This is a genomic window from Stenotrophomonas sp. 86428_Sma (assembly GCF_056481585.1).
Genome location: NZ_CM151156.1, coordinates 3,178,896 through 3,197,066, shown reverse-complemented (window position 1 = coordinate 3,197,066; position 18,171 = coordinate 3,178,896). Strand labels below are relative to the sequence as shown.

At 66.6% G+C, this 18,171-nt stretch carries 14 protein-coding genes; 10 read left to right on the top strand and 4 right to left on the bottom strand.

Annotated features, from left to right (window positions below):
• Positions 1-32: 32 nt before the first annotated feature.
• Positions 33-1,157, bottom strand: a complete 1,125-nt coding sequence (locus tag ACZK3J_RS14750; RefSeq protein ID WP_478476024.1) for a pyridoxal phosphate-dependent aminotransferase — start codon at positions 1,155-1,157, stop codon at positions 33-35.
• Positions 1,158-1,440: 283 nt separating this feature from the next.
• On the opposite strand from ACZK3J_RS14750, the gene ligA reads away from it, so the two are divergent.
• The 7 genes from ligA to ACZK3J_RS14715 all read left to right on the top strand — a co-directional run bounded on the left by ligA (position 1,441) and on the right by ACZK3J_RS14715 (position 12,976).
• Positions 1,441-3,912, top strand: coding sequence for an NAD-dependent DNA ligase LigA (gene ligA, locus ACZK3J_RS14745; RefSeq protein ID WP_478476989.1), 2,472 nt, complete (start codon positions 1,441-1,443; stop codon positions 3,910-3,912).
• A 49-nt stretch (positions 3,913-3,961) separates the two neighbouring features.
• Entirely contained in the window at positions 3,962-4,447 is a 486-nt protein-coding gene (locus ACZK3J_RS14740; protein ID WP_032127684.1) for a GNAT family N-acetyltransferase, read from the top strand.
• Complete coding sequence (epmA, locus tag ACZK3J_RS14735) at positions 4,444-5,400, top strand: EF-P lysine aminoacylase EpmA (protein ID WP_032127685.1); 957 nt, start codon at positions 4,444-4,446, stop codon at positions 5,398-5,400. Before ACZK3J_RS14740 ends, epmA begins: the two co-directional genes overlap by 4 nt.
• A gap of 142 nt (positions 5,401-5,542) precedes the next feature.
• The gene (locus tag ACZK3J_RS14730) at positions 5,543-6,271 is read left to right on the top strand and encodes a DUF3011 domain-containing protein (protein ID WP_032127686.1); all 729 of its coding nucleotides are present in this window, start codon (positions 5,543-5,545) and stop codon (positions 6,269-6,271) included.
• Positions 6,272-6,318: 47 nt separating this feature from the next.
• On the top strand, positions 6,319-7,383 hold the full coding sequence (gene mtnA / locus ACZK3J_RS14725; protein WP_478476023.1) for an S-methyl-5-thioribose-1-phosphate isomerase: 1,065 nt from the start codon (positions 6,319-6,321) through the stop codon (positions 7,381-7,383).
• A 218-nt stretch (positions 7,384-7,601) separates the two neighbouring features.
• Positions 7,602-10,316, top strand: a complete 2,715-nt coding sequence (gene gyrA / locus ACZK3J_RS14720) for a DNA gyrase subunit A (RefSeq protein WP_049400193.1) — start codon at positions 7,602-7,604, stop codon at positions 10,314-10,316.
• Positions 10,317-10,447: 131 nt separating this feature from the next.
• Positions 10,448-12,976, top strand: a complete 2,529-nt coding sequence (locus tag ACZK3J_RS14715; RefSeq protein ID WP_478476022.1) for a membrane-bound PQQ-dependent dehydrogenase, glucose/quinate/shikimate family — start codon at positions 10,448-10,450, stop codon at positions 12,974-12,976.
• 43 nt (positions 12,977-13,019) lie between these two features.
• Here the strand turns inward: ACZK3J_RS14715 and ACZK3J_RS14710 are convergent, their stop codons facing one another.
• A complete protein-coding gene (locus ACZK3J_RS14710; protein WP_032127690.1) occupies positions 13,020-14,009 on the bottom strand; it encodes a zinc-dependent alcohol dehydrogenase family protein in 990 nt (329 codons plus the stop codon).
• Positions 14,010-14,128: 119 nt separating this feature from the next.
• Here ACZK3J_RS14710 and ACZK3J_RS14705 point away from each other — a divergent pair, with 119 nt between their 5' ends.
• The 3 genes from ACZK3J_RS14705 (at position 14,129) to ACZK3J_RS14695 (ending at position 16,971) form a co-directional block, all read left to right on the top strand.
• Entirely contained in the window at positions 14,129-15,034 is a 906-nt protein-coding gene (locus ACZK3J_RS14705; RefSeq protein ID WP_478476021.1) for a LysR family transcriptional regulator, read from the top strand.
• A 219-nt stretch (positions 15,035-15,253) separates the two neighbouring features.
• Positions 15,254-16,684 carry a serine hydrolase domain-containing protein gene (locus tag ACZK3J_RS14700; RefSeq protein WP_478476020.1) on the top strand — a complete coding sequence of 477 codons (1,431 nt, stop codon included), beginning with the start codon at positions 15,254-15,256 and terminating at the stop codon, positions 16,682-16,684.
• A gap of 62 nt (positions 16,685-16,746) precedes the next feature.
• Positions 16,747-16,971 (top strand): hypothetical protein, encoded by a 225-nt coding sequence (locus tag ACZK3J_RS14695; protein ID WP_125892069.1) that lies wholly within the window; start codon positions 16,747-16,749, stop codon positions 16,969-16,971.
• 12 nt (positions 16,972-16,983) lie between these two features.
• On the opposite strand, the gene ACZK3J_RS14690 is transcribed toward ACZK3J_RS14695, so the two are convergent.
• Together ACZK3J_RS14690 and ACZK3J_RS14685 are read right to left on the bottom strand one after the other, a co-directional pair.
• Positions 16,984-17,376: a DUF3037 domain-containing protein gene (locus tag ACZK3J_RS14690; protein WP_049400180.1), complete on the bottom strand. Its 393-nt coding sequence runs from the start codon at positions 17,374-17,376 to the stop codon at positions 16,984-16,986.
• Positions 17,354-18,130, bottom strand: a complete 777-nt coding sequence (locus tag ACZK3J_RS14685; protein ID WP_478476019.1) for a HipA family kinase — start codon at positions 18,128-18,130, stop codon at positions 17,354-17,356. Before ACZK3J_RS14685 ends, ACZK3J_RS14690 begins: the two co-directional genes overlap by 23 nt.
• Positions 18,131-18,171: the final 41 nt, after the last annotated feature.

Genomic DNA, 18,171 nt, shown 5'->3' with positions numbered 1-18,171 from the left:
GGGCGAACCAAGGTTCGCCCCCACCAACAGGGTCAGGCCGGTACGCCGGCCACCTTCGCGAACGCATGGCGGAACGCAGCCATTTCCTCTTCGGTGCCGACGGTCACGCGCACGCGCTGTGGCCAGATCGGCCAGCTGCGTCCGATCACCACGCCGTTGTCCGCCATCGCCTTGGCGAACGCGCTGCCGTCGCGTTGCACGTCGACCACGAAGCAGTTCGCTTCCGACGGCAGGCAGCTGAAACCACGTTTGCCCAGCCATGCAATGGTGGCCTGGCGCACCCTGGCGTTCTGCAGGCGACGCTGCGGAATCAGCTGCGGATCGTGAAGGCTGGCCAGTGCCGCCGCCAGCGCGGGCACCGGCAGCGGGTTGTCGCCGGGGCTGGCCAGCTCGCGCAGACGCTCGGGATGTGCGGCCGCTACGCCCAGGCGCAGGCCGGCCATGCCGTACAGCTTGGAGAACGTACGCAGCACTATCAGATCGTCGCGCTGTGTCACCTGCTCGATCAGACTGGGCTGCTCGCTGTACTGCAGGTAGGCCTCGTCGACCAGTACGCGGGTGGAGGCGGGCTTGTGGGCCAGCAGCCAGGCGAGCTCATCCGGCGGGCTGACAGAACCGGTCGGGTTGTTCGGATTGCACACGTACAGCAGCCCGGTCGGGCGCGCATGCGCGGCGGCGACCATTGCGCGCAGGTCATGCGCGCCGTCATTGCGCAGCGGCACCTTCTGCACGTGTGCACCATGTGCGGCAGCGACCTCGCCCAGCGTCTCGAAGGTGGGGTCGGCCACTACCAGTCCCGCCTGCGGGCTGGTCCACAACGTGGCGGCGCGGTTCAGTGGTTCGCTGGAGCCCGGATAGAGGCGCACATGGTCGGCGGGAATGCGGGCCTGCTCGATGAAGGCATCGCGCACCTGTGCCGCCAGGGCGAAGCGGTAGCGGCCGCAGCTGGCGATGCTGTCGCGTGCCGCCTGCTGGGCGGCGGGGGAGGGGCCGTATGGGCATTCGTTGAAGTTCAGTAGTACGGCGCCTTCGGCGGGGGCCGCGGCGACGGCGGCCGCGGGTTGGGCCTGGCCGAATTGCGGCAGGCCGCTGCTGGCGACGGCGAGGCCGGCACCGGCCAGTTGCAGGAAGCGTCGACGGGAGGCAGGCAGGGTCACGGGTGGGATTCCGAGGGGCAACCGTCGCACGCTAGCGCTGGTGGGGGTGGGCGGCAAGCTGCTCTTTGTGGAGTCGAACCATGTTCGACTGCAGATGTGCCAACCAAGGTTGGCACCTACCAGAGCGGGGGGAGTGGTTGGCGCGTACCAGAGCGGGGGAGTGGTTGGCACGTACCAGGGCGGGGGAGCGCCAGTCGAGCAAGCTCGACGCTACGAAGGCGGGGCCGTTACCGGGCCTGACAGCCGGGCGCGGTAGAATCCCCGGCCATCCCAGAACCACCGGATCCCGATGAGCCCCAGCCCCGCCGAACGCGCCGAAGACCTTCGCCGGCAGATCGCCCAGGCCAACCGCGCCTACCACGAGCTGGACGCGCCGGAGATCCCCGACGTCGACTACGACCGGATGGTGCGCGAGCTGGAAGCGCTGGAGCGCGAGCACCCGGAACTGGCCCGTGCCGACAGCCCGACCCAGCAGGTCGGTGCGCGCCCGTCCGGTCGCTTCCCCGAAGTGCGCCACGCGGTGCCGATGCTGTCGCTGTCCAATGCCTTCAGCGATGAGGAAGTGGCCGACTTCGTGCGCCGCATCGACGAGCGCCTGGGCCGCCGCAGCCTGCGGTTCTCGGCCGAGCCGAAGATGGACGGCCTGGCGATCAGTCTGCGCTACGAGGACGGTCATTTCGTACTCGGCGCAACCCGCGGTGATGGCAGTACCGGCGAGGACGTGACCGCCAACCTGCGTGAGATCGGCGATGTTCCCAAGCGCCTGCACGGCAAGGACTGGCCCGACGTGCTGGAGGTGCGTGGCGAGGTCTACATGGCCCGCGCCGACTTCGAGGCCTACAACGAGCGTGCGCGCCAGCAGGGCGGCAAGGTGCTGGCCAACCCGCGCAACGCGGCAGCCGGTTCGCTGCGCCAGCTCGATCCGAAGATCAGTGCGCAGCGCAGGCTGAGTTTCTTCGCCTACGGCACCGGCGAAGTGCAGAGCGGCGAGCTGCCAGACACCCATTCGGGCACGCTGGCCCAGCTCGGTGCCTGGGGCTTCCCGGTCAGCGAGTTGTGCAAGGTGGTGGAAGGCACCGACGGCCTGCTCGGCTACTACCGCGATATCGGTGAGCGCCGCGATGGCCTGCCGTTCGATATCGATGGCGTGGTCTACAAGCTGGATGACCGCGCCGGCCAGCAGGCCATGGGCTTCGTTTCGCGTGCGCCGCGCTGGGCCATCGCGCACAAATTCCCCGCGCAGGAACAGAGCACTACGGTAGAGGCGATCGAGATCCAGATCGGCCGCACCGGTGCTGCCACACCGGTCGCGCGGCTGGCGCCGGTGGCGGTGGCCGGCGTGATCGTGTCCAACGCCACGTTGCACAACGCCGACCAGATCGCACGCCTGGATGTGCGCGTGGGTGACAGCGTGATCGTGCGCCGCGCCGGTGATGTAATTCCGGAAGTGGTCAGCGTCATCCTTGATCGCCGCCCGCCGGGCACCACGCCGTGGCAGATGCCGACGCGCTGCCCGGTGTGCGGCTCGGAAATCGTGCGCGAGGAAGGTGCTGCCGCATGGCGCTGCTCGGGCGAACTGTCCTGCCCGGCGCAGCGCAAGGAAGCCATCGCCCATTTCGCCTCGCGTCGCGCGATGGATATCGATGGCCTGGGTGACAAGTACATCGAAACCCTGGTCGACGCCGGCATCGTCAGAAGCGTGGCCGATCTGTACCGGCTCAACCGTGACCAGCTGCTGCATCTGAAGCTGGTGCTGGATGCCGAGGCCCCTTCCGCACTGGCGGCTGCGCTGAAGCTGCACCTGCCCGCCGAAGGCAGTGGTGCGGTGCTCAATGCGGTGCTCAGGCTGGATGGCAACGATCCGGGCTGGCGAGCACAGGCGCTGGCACAGCCGGCCAGCTTCGAATGGAACACGAAGAAGATCGCCACCAAGTGGGCCGACAACCTGATCGCGGCGATCGATGCCAGCCGTGCGGCCACGCTGGAGCGCCTGCTGTTCGCGCTTGGCATCGAGCACGTGGGCGAGAGCACGGCCAAGGCGCTGGCGCAGTGGTTCGGTGACCTGGAGCTGATCCGCTACCTGCCATGGCCGCTGTTCAAGCGTGTGCCGGACATCGGCGGCGAAGTGGCGCGTTCGCTGGGTCATTTCTTCGAGCAGCAGGGCAACCAGCAGGCCATCGATGACCTGCTGCAGGTCGGTCAGGTGCGCATCAGCGATGTGCATGCGCCCAGTGCCAAGCTGCGCGAAGGGCTGGATCTGGCGCAGCTGCTGGTCGAATCGGAAATCCCTGGCATCACCCGCCTGCGCGCCGAAAAACTGGTCGCTGCGCTTTCCGGCGCGCAAGCAGTGCTCGACGCCGAGCATGGCCAGTTCGTCAACGCCGGCCTGCCCGATGACACTGCACGCGGCCTGGCTGCGTGGCTCGATGCAGATGGCCATGGCGCGATGCTGCTGGCGGCCGAGAAGGCGATGCAGCAGATCCTGGCCAAGGCGCCGGCGCTGGCCGAGATCGTGGCCGGCCCGCTGGATGGGCAGACCGTGGTGCTGACCGGCACCCTGGCCCAGCTCACCCGCGATGCCGCCAAGGAACGCCTGGAAGCGCTGGGTGCCAAGGTCTCCGGCAGCGTGTCGAAGAAGACCAGCTTCGTGGTGGCCGGTACCGAGGCCGGCTCCAAGCTGGACAAGGCGCAGTCGCTGGGCGTGCCGGTATGGGACGAAGACCGCCTGCTGGCCTACCTCGCCGAACACGAATGATGACCCCGCCGGGTGCCTGGCGCCCGGCATGAAACACAAAGGAACACCGATGCAGACCGCTCCGCTGGATTTCCGCCTGGCCACCCGTGCCGACGAAGAACTGTTGATCGCGTTGATGCGCGAGTTCTATGCCGAAGACAAGATCGACTTCGACGACGCGCGCGTGCGTCGCGGCGTGGACGCGCTGCTGGCCGATCCGCGCAATGGCGAGGTGCTGCTGTGGCTGGACGAGGCCGCCGAGGTGGTGGGCTACGCAGTGATCGCGATGGGTTTCAGCCTGGAGCAGGGCGGCCACTTCATGTTGCTGGACGAGCTGTACCTGAGCCACCGCGCGCGCGGCCGCGGCCGCGGCAAGCAGGCGCTGGCCATCTGCGAACAGCGCGCTCGCGGGCGTGGCGTCAGCCGCCTGCGGCTGGAAGTGAACCACCACAACGAACTGGCCCGGCGCCTGTACCTGGCCAGTGGCTACATCGATGACACCCGCGATCTGCTGACCCTGCCGCTGGATCATCCGCGCCCGGAGGGCATCCTGTGAGCGAGGCCCTGCTGCGCGCGCTGCAGCAGCGTGCCGCGCTCAATGCGCTGGTGCGCCGCTTCTTCGCCGATCGCGATGTGCTGGAGGTGGAGACGCCGATCCTGTCGGTGGCCGGCAACACCGAGCCGAACATCGACAGCTTCCATACCGATTTCACCGGCCATGTCGATGCCGGTGGCCGCCGCCGTTGGCTGCGCACCTCGCCGGAGTATCCGCTCAAGCGCCTGCTGGCGGCGGGCGTGGGTGACTGTTACGAACTGGGCCGGGTGTTCCGCAACGGCGAGGCCGGCGGCCGCCACAATCCGGAATTCACCATGCTGGAGTGGTACCGGGTCGGTTGGGACCACCATCGTCTGGTGCAGGAAACCGCCGAGCTGGTCGGCCAGGCGCTGGCCCTGGTCGGGCGCAGTGCGACGCTGCGTGTGCTCAGTTACCGCGAGCTGTTCCAGCAGTACGTGGGTGTGGATCCGTTCGATGCCGACGAGGCCGCGCTGCGTGCCGCGCTGGGCGAGGTACATATCGACCCGGTCGGGCTGACCCGCGATGACTGGCTGGATCTGCTGATGACCCATCATATCCAGCCGCATTTCGATGACGCGGTGATGACCGTAGTCCATGATTGGCCTGCCAGCCAGGCCGCACTAGCGCGCATTCGAGCCGGCACGCCGCCGCTGGCCGAGCGTTTCGAGCTTTATCTGGGGGCAGTGGAACTGGCCAACGGCTATCACGAACTGAACGACGCGCACGAACAGCGTGCGCGATTCCAGCGTGACCTGCAGCGCCGCCATGAGCGGGGCCAGGTGCAACCGTCCGTGGATGAGGCGCTGCTGTCGGCGTTGCCATCGATGCCTGCCTGCGCTGGCGTGGCGGTGGGTGTCGATCGGTTGTTGATGGCGATGAACCGCACGCCGCGTATCGCCGATGTGCTGGCCTACGACTTCGCCCACGCGTGAGCGCGGTGCGCACGTTCCTGAACATCGAAGACTGAACGGAATTCCGCGTTTCCGCGCTTGCTTCGGTAAGCAGGATGATGCTCTTATCACAGCAGATGCCGGACACTGGCACGCAGTTCATCCATTCCTGCTGGGGAAGGCTTTGGTCAAGTGGTTTGCGGTTGTCGCTGCACCGGTGTACTCCATCGCGCTCTGGGGTGCCTGGCTGCCGTCATCGGCGTCGGCCCAGCAGGCGGGCTATGACGGCGAAGTGGTGACCTGCGAATCGCGCGACATGGGCTGGGTGCATTGCGATATCGACGTCAGCAATGGCATCGACCTTGTGCGCCAGTTGTCCAGCAACAGTTGCATCCGTGGCAGCGAGTGGGGCACCGACCGCAGTGGCGTGTGGGTCACCCTTGGCTGCCGCGCCGAGTTCCGTGCGCGTCGTGCGGAAGGTGCAGCGCCTGCGGCAACGGAAGGCAAGCGCCTGGTCCGCCGTGTGGTGCGCTGCGAATCCAATGGCCGCCCGCAGAGTTGCCCGGTGCGCCTGGACGGGGCGCCGGTGCGCCTGCTGCGCCAGCTGTCGGTGCTGCCGTGCCGCGAAGGGCAGGGCTGGGGCTACAAGCGCAATGAAGTCTGGACCAGCCGTGGTTGCCAGGGCGATTTCGAAGTGGCTGACGAGGACGGCCGTTTTGTCGACGTGCCACGCCGCCTGACCTGCGAGTCGAAGTCGAAGAAGCGCCGCTTCTGTGGGGCGAGCATTTCGGTCGGCGCGGTCGTTACCGAGCAGTTGTCCAGCACCCCGTGCGAGGAAGGCAACACCTGGGGCTGGAACCGCAACGGGATCTGGGTGGACGGCGGCTGCCGCGCCGAATTCTCGGTGAATTGAGCCCGGGCAGGCTCCAACCACGCGGGGCGTGGCCCTACAATGGGCCCATGAACACTGCCTCCGACATCGACTACGCCCGTTATGACCACATCCGCCCGATCCTCTGGACCGGCGATGCCCTGCAACTGCTGGACCAGCGCAAGCTGCCGTTCGTGGTCGAGCACGTGGTCTGCCATGACAGTGACGAAGTGGCTGCGGCCATCCACGCGTTGACCGTGCGCGGTGCGCCGGCCATCGGCATCGCCGCCGCCTGGGGCGTGGTGCTGGCCGCACGTGACGTGCAGGCTGCAGACGGTGCGCACGCGCTGCAGCAGCTGGAACCGGCGCTGCAGCGTCTGAACGCCTCGCGTCCGACCGCCGTCAACCTGGCCTGGGCGCTGGCGCGCATGCGCCGTTGCCTGAATGCCGCCGGTGCTGACTGGAAGGCGAAGCTGGAGGCCGAAGCGCAGGCCATCGCCGAGGAAGACCTGGCCGCCAATCGCCACATGGGCGCGCTGGGCGCAGGCCTGATCGAAGCCGGCAGCGGCGTGCTGACCCACTGCAACACCGGCTCGCTGGCCACCGCCGGCTTCGGCACCGCGCTGGGCGTGATCCGCGCCGGCATGGCCCAGCACCGCATTGCCCGCGTGTTCGCTGGCGAGACCCGTCCGTGGCTGCAGGGCGCGCGCCTGACCGTGTGGGAGCTGCAGCAGGATGGCATTGACGCCACGCTGATCGCCGATTCGGCCGCCTCGCACCTGATGAAGACCGGCGCTGTGCAGTGGGTGATCGTCGGTGCCGACCGCATCTGCGCCAACGGCGATACCGCCAACAAGATCGGGACCTACCAGCTGGCCATCGCCGCCCGCCATCACGGCGTGAAGTTCATGGTCGTGGCGCCGTCCTCGACGGTGGACATGGAGACCGTGGACGGCAGCCAGATCGAGATCGAGCAGCGCGATCCGGGCGAGCTGTACGGCGTGGGCGGCACCCGCACGGTGGCAGAGGGCATCGCTGCCTGGAACCCGGTGTTCGACGTCACCCCGGGCGAGCTGATCGACGCCATCGTGACCGAGCGCGGCGTGATCCTGAACCCGACCATCGAGAACATGCGCGCCGCCTTTGGTGGCTGAGGCACAGGGGAGGGGGCAGCGTGACCTCCGCCCCCGGTAGTGCCGGCCGTTGGCCGGCACCCCCCTAAGTTCCTGATTTGTGCCGGTAAAATCCCCGTAAATGGAGGCAGGGAACGGCCTGTTGTGGTAGTATCCACAGGTTGAATCGAGGTTCCGGCACGACCCCCTCCCGCAGAGGGCTGCGCCGGACTGGACCGCTACCAGACAACGGAACCCGAATGGCAGAAAACGCCAAGGAAATCATCCAGGTCAACCTGGAAGACGAGATGCGCAAGAGCTACCTCGATTACGCCATGAGCGTGATCGTGGGCCGCGCGCTCCCGGATGCGCGCGATGGCCTCAAGCCGGTGCATCGCCGCGTGCTGTTCGCGATGAACGAACTCAACGCGCACAGCAACAAGCCCTACTTCAAGTCGGCGCGTATCGTCGGTGACGTCATCGGTAAGTACCACCCGCATGGCGATCAGTCGGTGTACGACACGCTGGTGCGCCTGGCACAGCCGTTCTCGCTGCGTTACATGCTGGTCGATGGCCAGGGTAACTTCGGCTCGATCGATGGCGACTCCGCCGCGGCGATGCGATACACCGAAGCGCGCATGTCGCGCCTCGCGCATGAGCTGATGGCGGACATCGACAAGGAAACCGTCGATTTCCAGCCCAACTACGACGAGAAGGAACTGGAGCCGACGGTCATGCCGACCCGGTTCCCGAACCTGCTGGTCAACGGTTCGGCCGGTATCGCGGTGGGCATGGCCACCAACATCCCGCCGCACAACCTGAGCGAATCGATCAACGCCTGCATCGCGCTGATTGATAATCCGGAAATCGATGTCGACGGCCTGATGGAGTACATCCCGGGCCCGGATTTCCCGACTGCCGGCATCATCAATGGCACTGCCGGCATCGTCGCCGGCTATCGCACCGGCCGCGGCCGTGTGCGCATCCGTGCCAAGGCCGATATCGAAGTGGCCGACAACGGCCGCGAATCGATCATCGTCACCGAAATTCCTTACCAGGTGAACAAGGCGCGTCTGATCGAGAAGATCGCCGAGCTGGTCAAGGAAAAGAAGATTGAAGGCATCAGCGAGCTGCGCGATGAGTCCGACAAGGACGGCATGCGCATCTACATCGAGATCAAGCGCGGTGAATCTGCCGAGGTTGTGCTGAACAACCTGTACCAGCAGACCCAGATGGAATCGGTGTTCGGCATCAACATGGTGGCGCTGGTCGATGGCCGCCCGCAGTTGATGAACCTCAAGCAGATGCTGGAGGCGTTCGTCCGCCACCGTCGCGAAGTGGTCACCCGTCGCACCGTGTTCGAGCTGCGCAAGGCGCGCGCCCGTGCCCACGTGCTGGAAGGCCTGACCGTTGCGCTGGCCAACATCGACGAGATGATCGAGCTGATCAAGACCTCGCCGAACCCGAATGAAGCACGCGAGCGCATGCTGGCGCGCGTGTGGGAGCCGGGCCTGGTCGGTGCGATGCTGGGTGCCGCCGGTGCCGAAGCCTCGCGTCCGGAAGACCTGCCCAAGGGCGTGGGCCTGATCGAGGGCGGCTACCAGCTTACCGAGATCCAGGCCACCCAGATCCTGGAAATGCGCCTGCACCGCCTGACCGGGCTGGAGCAGGACCGCCTGACCGACGAGTACAAGCAGCTGCTGGAAGTGATCGCCGGGCTGATCCACATCCTGGAAGATCCCGACCGCCTGCTGCAGGTGATCCGCGAGGAGCTGGTCAACGTCAAGGCCGAGTTCGGCGATGAGCGTCGTACCGAAATCCGCCACAGCGAAGAAGACCTGGACATCCTCGACCTGATCGCGCCGGAAGACGTGGTGGTGACCGTGTCACATGCCGGTTACGTGAAGCGGCAGCCGGTGAGCGTGTACCGCGCACAGCGCCGTGGCGGCCGTGGCCGTAGTGCGGCAGCGACCAAGGAAGAGGATTTCATCGAACAGCTGTGGCTGGTCAACACGCACGATACGCTGCTGACCTTCACCAGCTCGGGCAAGGTGTTCTGGCTGCCGGTCTACCAGCTGCCCGAAGCCGGTTCGAATGCCCGCGGCCGTCCGATCATCAACTGGATCCCGCTGGAGCCGGGCGAACGCGTGCAGGCCGTGCTGCCGGTGCGCGAATACGCCGATGGCCAGTTCGTGTTCTTCGCCACCAAGAACGGTACGGTCAAGAAGACCCCGCTGGGCGAGTTCGCCTTCCGTCTGGCGCGCGGCAAGATCGCAATCAATCTGGACGAGGGCGATGCCCTGGTCGGCGTCGGCCTGACCGACGGCGAGCGCGACATCCTGCTGTTCGCCTCCAACGGCAAGACCGTGCGCTTCGGTGAAGACAAGGTCCGCTCGATGGGCCGTACCGCAACCGGCGTGCGTGGCATCAAGATGCCGGCCGGCGAGGAAGTGGTCAGCCTGATCGTGGCCGAGAGTGCCGGTGGCAGCGAGGATGAGAACGAGGACGACAACGGTGTCGAGGAAACCGCAGCCAATGGCGATGCGGTGATCGACGGCGCCGATGACGCCAGCGTGCAGTACATCCTCACCGCCACCGAGAACGGCTACGGCAAGCGCACCCCGCTGCCGGACTACCCGCGCAAGGGCCGTGGCACGCAGGGCGTGATCGGCATCCAGACCACCGAGCGCAACGGCAAGCTGGTCGCCGCTGTGCTGATGGGCTCCAGCGACGAAGTGCTGCTGATCTCCGATGGTGGCACCCTGGTGCGTACGCGTGGCTCGGAAATCAGCCGCGTTGGCCGCAACACCCAGGGCGTGACCCTGATCCGCCTGTCCAAGGACGAGAAGCTGCAGGCGGTGGAGCGCATGGATGCCTCGATCGACGAAGACGAGGACGAGGTGGCCGTCGCCGCACCGGCCGCGACCGACGGCGCACCGGCTGCTGCCAGCAGCGAGGACGCCGCGCAGGAGTGATCCTGCCGCGAGCCTGAGGTACCCGACGACGCCGGCCCTGTGCCGGCGTCGTCGTATCCGGATGCCGCACATACGCGCGCGCTTCACGCAGGCGGTGGGATAACGGCGCATGCTGCCCCCGGAGATCGACGATGTCCGCCACGCCGCAGTCCGCTCCTGCCCCTGTTCGCGCCTCCCGGCACCCCCTTGTCACCGTGCTGTCGCTGCTGCTGGTCGTGCTCGGCCTGGTCATCGGCGGGCTCGGTGCGTGGCTGCTCAGCCTTGGCGGCTCGGCGTACTACGCCATCGCCGGGCTCGGCCTGCTGGCCAGCGGCATCCTGTTGTTCGGCAACCGCCGCAGCGGTGCATTGCTGTACGCGCTGGTGTTCATCGGCACGCTGCTGTGGACCTGGTGGGAGTCAGGCAGCGACTACTGGCGCTGGGTGCCCCGGCTGGGCCTGGTGACCGCACTCGGCATGGTGCTGGCCTTGCTGGCGCCCACCCTGCACGAGCCGGTCTCCAAACGCCTGTCGCGCAGCGCGGCGGGTGTGCTGATGCTGGTGTTCGTGGCCGCCTTCGGCCTGGCCTTTGCGCCGCATGGTGAAGTGGATGGGCATCAGCCGTTCCCGGAAGGCGCGGTCAGCGCCGGACTGGAACCTACGCGTGATACCACGGGCCTGCAGCCGGCTGACCAGCCCGCCGAGGGCGACTGGCCGGCGTGGGGCCGCAGCAATGCCGCCACCCGCTATTCGCCGCTGCAGCAGATCACCCCGGCCAATGTGGCCTCGTTGCAGCCAGCCTGGCAGTTCCGTACCGGCGATATGCCCAAGAAGCGCTGGGGCGCGGAAACCACGCCGCTGAAGATCGGCGATCGCCTTTACCTGTGCACCGCGCGCAACCGCCTGATCGCACTCGATGCCGCCAGCGGCAAGGAACTGTGGCGGTTCGATCCCAAAGTGAAGGACACCTCGATTCCGTACACCGCCGCCTGCCGCGGGGTGAGCTACTACGAGCAGCCCCGCACGCCGACCATTGCCGATGCGGCATTGGCCGATGTCGCTGCCGATCTGGCGCTGCCGGAGCCGCCGCCCAGCGTCACCCGCAGTGCTGCACCGGGCAGCCGTCCGGCGTGCTGGGCACGCATCATCGAAGGCACGCTGGACGGCCGCATCATCGCGGTGGACGCGGACAGCGGCCGCCCCTGCGCCAACTTCGGCAACAACGGCCAGGTCGACATCACCCTGGGCATGGGTGAGGTGCCACCGGGTTACGTGTCGATCACCTCGCCACCGGCGATCGTGCGCGGGGTGATCGTGACCGGTCACCAGGTGCTGGACGGGCAGCGCCGCGATGCGCCGTCGGGTGTGATCCAGGCCTACGATGCCATCACCGGCAAGCTGCGCTGGGCGTGGGACATGGACCAGCCCGAGCGCAGCGGTCTGCCACCGCGCGAGCAGACCTATACGCGCGGCACGCCCAACATGTGGACCACCGCCACCGGTGATGAGGCGCTGGGCCTGGTCTACCTGCCGCTGGGCAACTCCGCAGGCGACTACTGGAGCGGCTCGCGCACGGAAAACCAGAATCGCTACTCGACCTCACTGGTGGCGATCGACGTGGCCACCGGCAAGCCGGCCTGGCATTTCCAGGCGGTGCGCAAGGACGTGTGGGATTACGACCTGGGTTCGCAGGCCAGCCTGATCGATTACCCGACCGCTGCCGGCAAAGTGCCGGCGATCCTGCTGCCGACCAAACAGGGCGACATCTACATCCTCGACCGCCGCAACGGCCAGCTTCTGACCGCGGCCGAAGAGCGCAAGGTGCCGGTGGGCGGCGTCGAACCCGAGCAGCGCTCGCCCACGCAACTGTTCTCGCTGTATCACACGTTGCGTCGCGAGCATGAGCTGACCGAACGTGACATGTGGGGCATCACCCCGATCGACCAGCTGGTCTGCCGCATCCAGTTCCGCAAGGCCTACTACGAAGGGTTCTACAGGCCGCCGAGCAGTGACCGCCATTCCATCGAGTACCCCGGCTACAACGGCGGCTCGGACTGGGGCAGCGTGTCCATCGATACGCGCCGCGGCGTGATCGTGGCCAACTACAACGACATGCCGAACTACAACCGGCTGGTGCCACGCGCGGAGGCCGACCGGCTGGGCTGGCTGCCGCGCGAAAAGATCCGGTTCGACAAGGGCGGAGCAGAAGGCGCGGGTGACCCGCAGGTGGGCACGCCCTACGCCATCCAGGTCAATGCCGGTTGGCGCCTGCCGTTCACCGGTCTGCTGTGCAAGCAGCCGCCCTATGGCGGCATCCGTGCCATCGACCTGCGCACCGGCAAGCTGCTGTGGGACCGTCCATTCGGCAGTGCGCGCGGCAACGGACCCTTCGGCATCCGCTCCGGCCTGCCGATCGAGATCGGCACACCGAACAATGGCGGTTCGGTGGTGACCGCCAGCGGACTGATCTTCATCGCCGCCGCCACCGATGACCTGCTGCGCGCCATCGATCTGAAGACCGGCAAGGAACTGTGGCACGCCAAGCTGCCGGCCGGTGGGCAGGCCAACCCGATGGTGTACGAGCAGGGCGGCCGCCAGTACGTGGTGATCATGGCCGGCGGCCACCATTTCATGGAAACCCCGAACGGCGATTACGTGATGGCGTTTGCGTTGCCGAGGTAACCGCAACGGGGGCGGTGGGCCGCCCCCGTTGCATGACGCTGGATCACACCGTCACTACCACCTTGCCGATCTGCTCGTTCGATTCCAGGTAACGGTGTGCGTCCTGGATCTGCGCGAACGGGAACACCCTGGCGATCTTCGGTGCCAGCGTGCCCTTGTCCAGGCCATCCACGATGAATGCCTTCGCGCGGGCCAGCGCGGCATCGTCGGAAACGATCTCCGAGTACAGGTAGCCTTTCAACGTCAGCGACTTGCCCAGCACGTTGAACAACGGGAACGGCGTGGGTTCGCTGCTCAGCGCGCCGTATTCCAGCAGGATGCCGCCACGCGCCATCGCTTCGGTCAGCGGCACGAACTGCGGGCCACCGATCGGATCGAACACCACGCGGGCACCTGCGCCGCCGGTGATGCGCGCCACTTCGGCCACCAGATCCTGTTCCTGGGTGGCGATGACATGGGCGGCACCGGCGTCGAGCAGGGCCTGGCGCTTGCCCGGGCCACGGGTCACAGCGATCGGCGTGGCGCCGACTGCATTGGCGATCTGGATGGCGGCCAGGCCGACGCTGCTGCTGGCGGCGGTGATGATGACGAAATCCCCGGCGGACAAGTGCGCCTGCTCCAACAGCGCCCCCCAGGCGGTGACGTACTGCATCCACACCGCGGCGGCCGTTTCAAAGTCCAGTGCCTGCGGATGCTTGACTACCAGTCGTGCCGGCACGTTGGCCAGTTCGCCGTAGGTGCCCCAGCGCGCGATATCCAGCGGCGGCACCACGCTGACCGCATCGCCCGCAGTGAATCCGCTCACTGCACTGCCGACGGCTTCAACCACGCCGGCCGCTTCGTAGCCCAGGCGGCTGGGGAACTGCGCTTCCTGCAGGTAGGCGCCGTTACGGAACATCACCTCGGCGCGGTTCAGGCCAATCGCCTTCACCCGGATCTGGACTTCGTCAGGGGCGGGGGCGGGAACGTCGATATCGTCGATGCGCAGTACATCGGCAGTGCCATATTCGTGGATGCGGACAACCTGGCTCATGGGGGGCTCCGAGGAAGGGCCGGCGAGGGCGCCGGCGAAAGGGTGAGCGCTACTGTGCGCGTAGTCTGCATCCAGAATAAGGGGTAATCTGGCGTTTCATTGAAAAACAATTGTTTGCAATGGACCTGATCGTTCCCCTGCGGACCTTCGCCAAGGTGGCCGAGGTCGGCTCCTTCGCCGCCGCTGCCGAGGCACTGGACCTGTCGCCGCAGCTGGTCGGCAAGCACATCCAGGCGCTGGAGCAGCATCTGGGGGTGCGCCTGCTCAACCGCACCACGCGCAAGCAGAGCCTGACCGACTTCGGCCAGGCCTATCTGGCGCGGGCGCGGGTGATCCTGGAGGAAGTGGAGGGGGCCGAGCAGCTGGCCGAAGTGGCGCGCGGGCGGCCGATGGGGCGCCTGCGCATCAGTGCGCCAGTCACCTTCGGCGTGCACGCGCTGGGCCCCGCGGTGGTGGCCTACATGCAGCAGTACCCGGACGTGCAGGTCGATCTGAACCTGTCCAACAGTCTGGTGGACATCGTTGAAGACGGCTACGACCTGGTGTTCCGCACTGGCGATCTGGCCGACAGTGGGCTGGTGGCGCGGCGGTTGGGGCCGTATCCGCTGGTCCTGTGTGCCTCGCCGGACTATCTGGCTTCGCGCCCGGCCATTGCCCATCCCAATGACCTGAGCCGCCACGAGTGCCTGGGCTTCGCGCATTCGATCATCCGCACCCGCTGGAGCTTTCGCGATACCGATGGCGGCGTGCTGACCGTGCCAGTGTCCAGCCGCTTCATGGTCAACCAGGCCGAGCCGCTGCTGACCGCCGCCATCGGAGGGCTGGGGCTGATCCTGCAACCGCACGAAATGCTGGCCGGAGCATTGGCGCGTGGTGAGCTGGTGGAAGTGCTGCCGGACTACGTACCGGTGTCGACCTCGATCAACCTGGTGTATCCGCGCGATCGCCAGCTGACGCCCAAGCTGCGCAGCTTCCTGGACTTCTGCGTGGCGAGATTCAGCGAACAGACGATGGCAAGGCGATAGCGGGGCCATCGGGTAGAAGGGTTTCCATCAACTGCGAAGGATCACGCATTCACGTTGCATCCGGGGCTGTGCGCATTCCACCACGCAGGCGGAGTGGATGGCGTCGCATCGAAGCATTCAGCGTCACTGTTGAGGTGTTGCGGCAGAGTCCCTGGCGTCGATGCGGCGGCCGCATCCTTGGTCTAGGATGCGGCCAGGAATCCCCGCAAAGGAACTGCCATGAGGGTTGTTGGACGCCTGTTTCTCTGCAATGCACTGGCCTGCTCGGTTCTAATGGTTACCCCGGTTTTTCCAGCAATCGGCGCTACATCTTCCGAGCGTGCACATCCACGTGCGCAGGACGCCATCGATGACTGGCTGGTGGCCTTCAACGCTGGCAGCCTCGAGCAACTGCAGGCGTTCGCCGATACCTACGCGAAGAAGGAAGGCAGCAGCCCCAAGGACTATCTCGAGTTCCGCGAGAGCACCGGCCCGCTGCGTGTGCTGGAAACACTCCAGAGCGCGCCCGGTCACGCGAAGGTGCTGGTGATGGGCCAGCTGAACGAGCGCGCGATGTGGGTGACGGCCAGCATGGACCCGGACAATCCGGCGCACCTGAAGCAGTTCCAGATCGAAGGCACTGAAACGCCGGACAAGTACAGACCGGAGAGGGTTGCTTTGCCTGCCCTGATGGCCGATGCCACAGCAAGGCTGGAGGCGCTGCGGGCCCAGGACGCGCTGTCGGGTGCGTTGCAGGTGGCACGGAACGGCAAGGTGCTGCTGGACTGGCGCGGTGGCAATGCCGATCGCACCGCTGGCATTCCAGTGGGTGTGGATACGCAGTTCCGCCTTGCGTCCTCCAACAAGATGTTCACCGCAGTGGCCATACTGCAGCGGGTGCAGGAGGGCAAACTCAGTCTCGATGACACGATCGGCAAGCACCTGCCGGACTATCCGAACAAGGCCGTTGCCAACAGCGTGACGGTTCGCCAGCTGCTGACCCATACCAGTGGCCTGGGTGATTTCTTCGGCGACGATTTCGAGCAGTATTCCGCGTCGCTGAAGACGCTGGATGACTATGTGCAGCGCTTTGCCAAGGATGCACCGCAGTTCACGCCCGGCAGCCAGGACAGCTACTCGAACTATGGCTTCATCGTGCTTGGGCGGATCATCGAGGCCGTCTCCGGGCAGTCGTACTACGCCTATGTGGAGCAACACATCCTGCGCCCGGCAGGCATGACCGGCACCGGCTTCGAACCGGAAACAGTGACGGTGCCACAGCGTGCGGTCGCCTATACGAAGCAGGATGGGCAATGGGTGCGTGAAACGAAGTCGCTGCCCTGGCGCGGCATGTCAGCCGGTGGTGGCTACAGCACGGTGAGCGACATGGTGAAGTTCGCCGAGGCGCTGCGCAGCGGAAAGCTGGTCTCACCTGCATTGCTGCAGCAGGCCACCACGGCGCAGAACCACAAGGGCTGGTACGGGTTCGGCTTCTTGGTGCAGGGCGAGGGCAGGGAGCATCAGTACGGCCACGAAGGCGGTGCGCCCGGATCGAACAGTGCCATCGTGGTGCTACCCGCGCAGGGCTATGTGATCGTTGGGCTGGCCAATGTCGATCCGGATGCGATCGGCAATGTGGTCAACTACATCGCGCGAAGAGTGCCGTTGTAGTCCCGAGCGACTATGCCACAGCGATGTTGACGCTGGGGCAGGTGGCGGACCAGAATCGGGCCATGAGCCGACTCCTTCCCGTGGTGTGTCTGGTCGCCAGCATGGTGCTGCTGCTGCGTGGGGTGCACGTGATACTCAAGGGTGTTCCGGCCATGGCCAGCGAAGGTGCCAGTGCTGCGTATGCACAAGGCTACCTGCATGGACAAGCGGCAGCCGGGTGGGTGTTGATTGCCGCTGCAGCAGCCTGTGCGCTCATTGCCTGGCACAGGGCGCGCGCCCGGAAGTGAGAGACGGGCGCGTCAGCGCGGCACCCGCACCATCTTCGTCATCAAGTGTTCCACCACACCCGCCGGGTCCGCCGTGCGGCCCACATGCGTGCTCGACATCTGCACGACCGAGCTACGCTTGGCGGTGAGGAAATGGAAGCGCGCGCGCGCCGGCAGCTGCGCGATCGGCCCGGCGCTGGCATCGCCGCGGCAGATCGCCACGATCGCATCCAGCCATGGCTGCAGCGCCTCCTGGTCCAGCGCTGGCGCGAAGGCGTGCAGGCGTGCCGGATCGATCTCGATGGCCGCTTCCAGATGACGCGCACCGGGACAGGAGACGATCACCCCGACGTTGATGAATTCCTCGCGCTCCACCCGCGGTACCACGCGGATGACGGCGTAGTCATACGTGTGCAGCGTGGGCACGGATGGCCTCCTGCACGAACACCGCACGCACCTTCAGGCGGTGCTTGAGGTAGTTGATATAACCCTGCCGGTAGGCCTGCGGGCTGTCGAACGCCGGTTCGTCCACCAGCCAGCTGTCCGGCACCAGGCCGACGATGCGCTCGATCTCGGCATCGGTCAGGCGCGCGGCCAGTTCGGCATCCACCCCGGCGATGCGGTTGGCGAACGACAGCAGTACGTGGTCGCGGATCAGCACGAACGGCTTTTCGCAGGCATCGCCGGCGTTGGCCCAGTCGTGATGGAAGTACATGGCCGCACCGTGGTCGATCAGGTACAGCTTTCGATGCCACACCATCAGGTTGGGATTGCGCGTGGTGCGATCGACATTGCTGGTGAACGCATCGAACCAGACGATGCGCGAGGCCAGGTCGGCATCCACCGGCATCGCCGCCGGGTCGTAGTTGATCGCACCGGGCAGGTAGTCCAGGCCCAGGTTCAAACCCTCGCTGGCGCGGATCAGTTCCTGGATCTCCGGGTCCGGCTCGGTGCGGGCGAACTCGCGGTCCAGCTCCACGAACAGGATTTCCGGAATCGGCAGGCCCAGCGTGCGCGCCATTTCACCAGCGATCAGCTCGGCGATCAGTGCCTTCGGGCCCTGGCCGGCGCCTCGGAACTTCAGCACGGCCATGCCGTCGTCGTCAGTCTCGACTACGGCCGGCAGGGAGCCACCTTCCCGCAAGGGGGTGATGTAGCGGAGGGCATGTACGGTGCGCATGCGCGCATTCTAGCGTGGGTGCCGCCAAGGGAGCGCCGGGC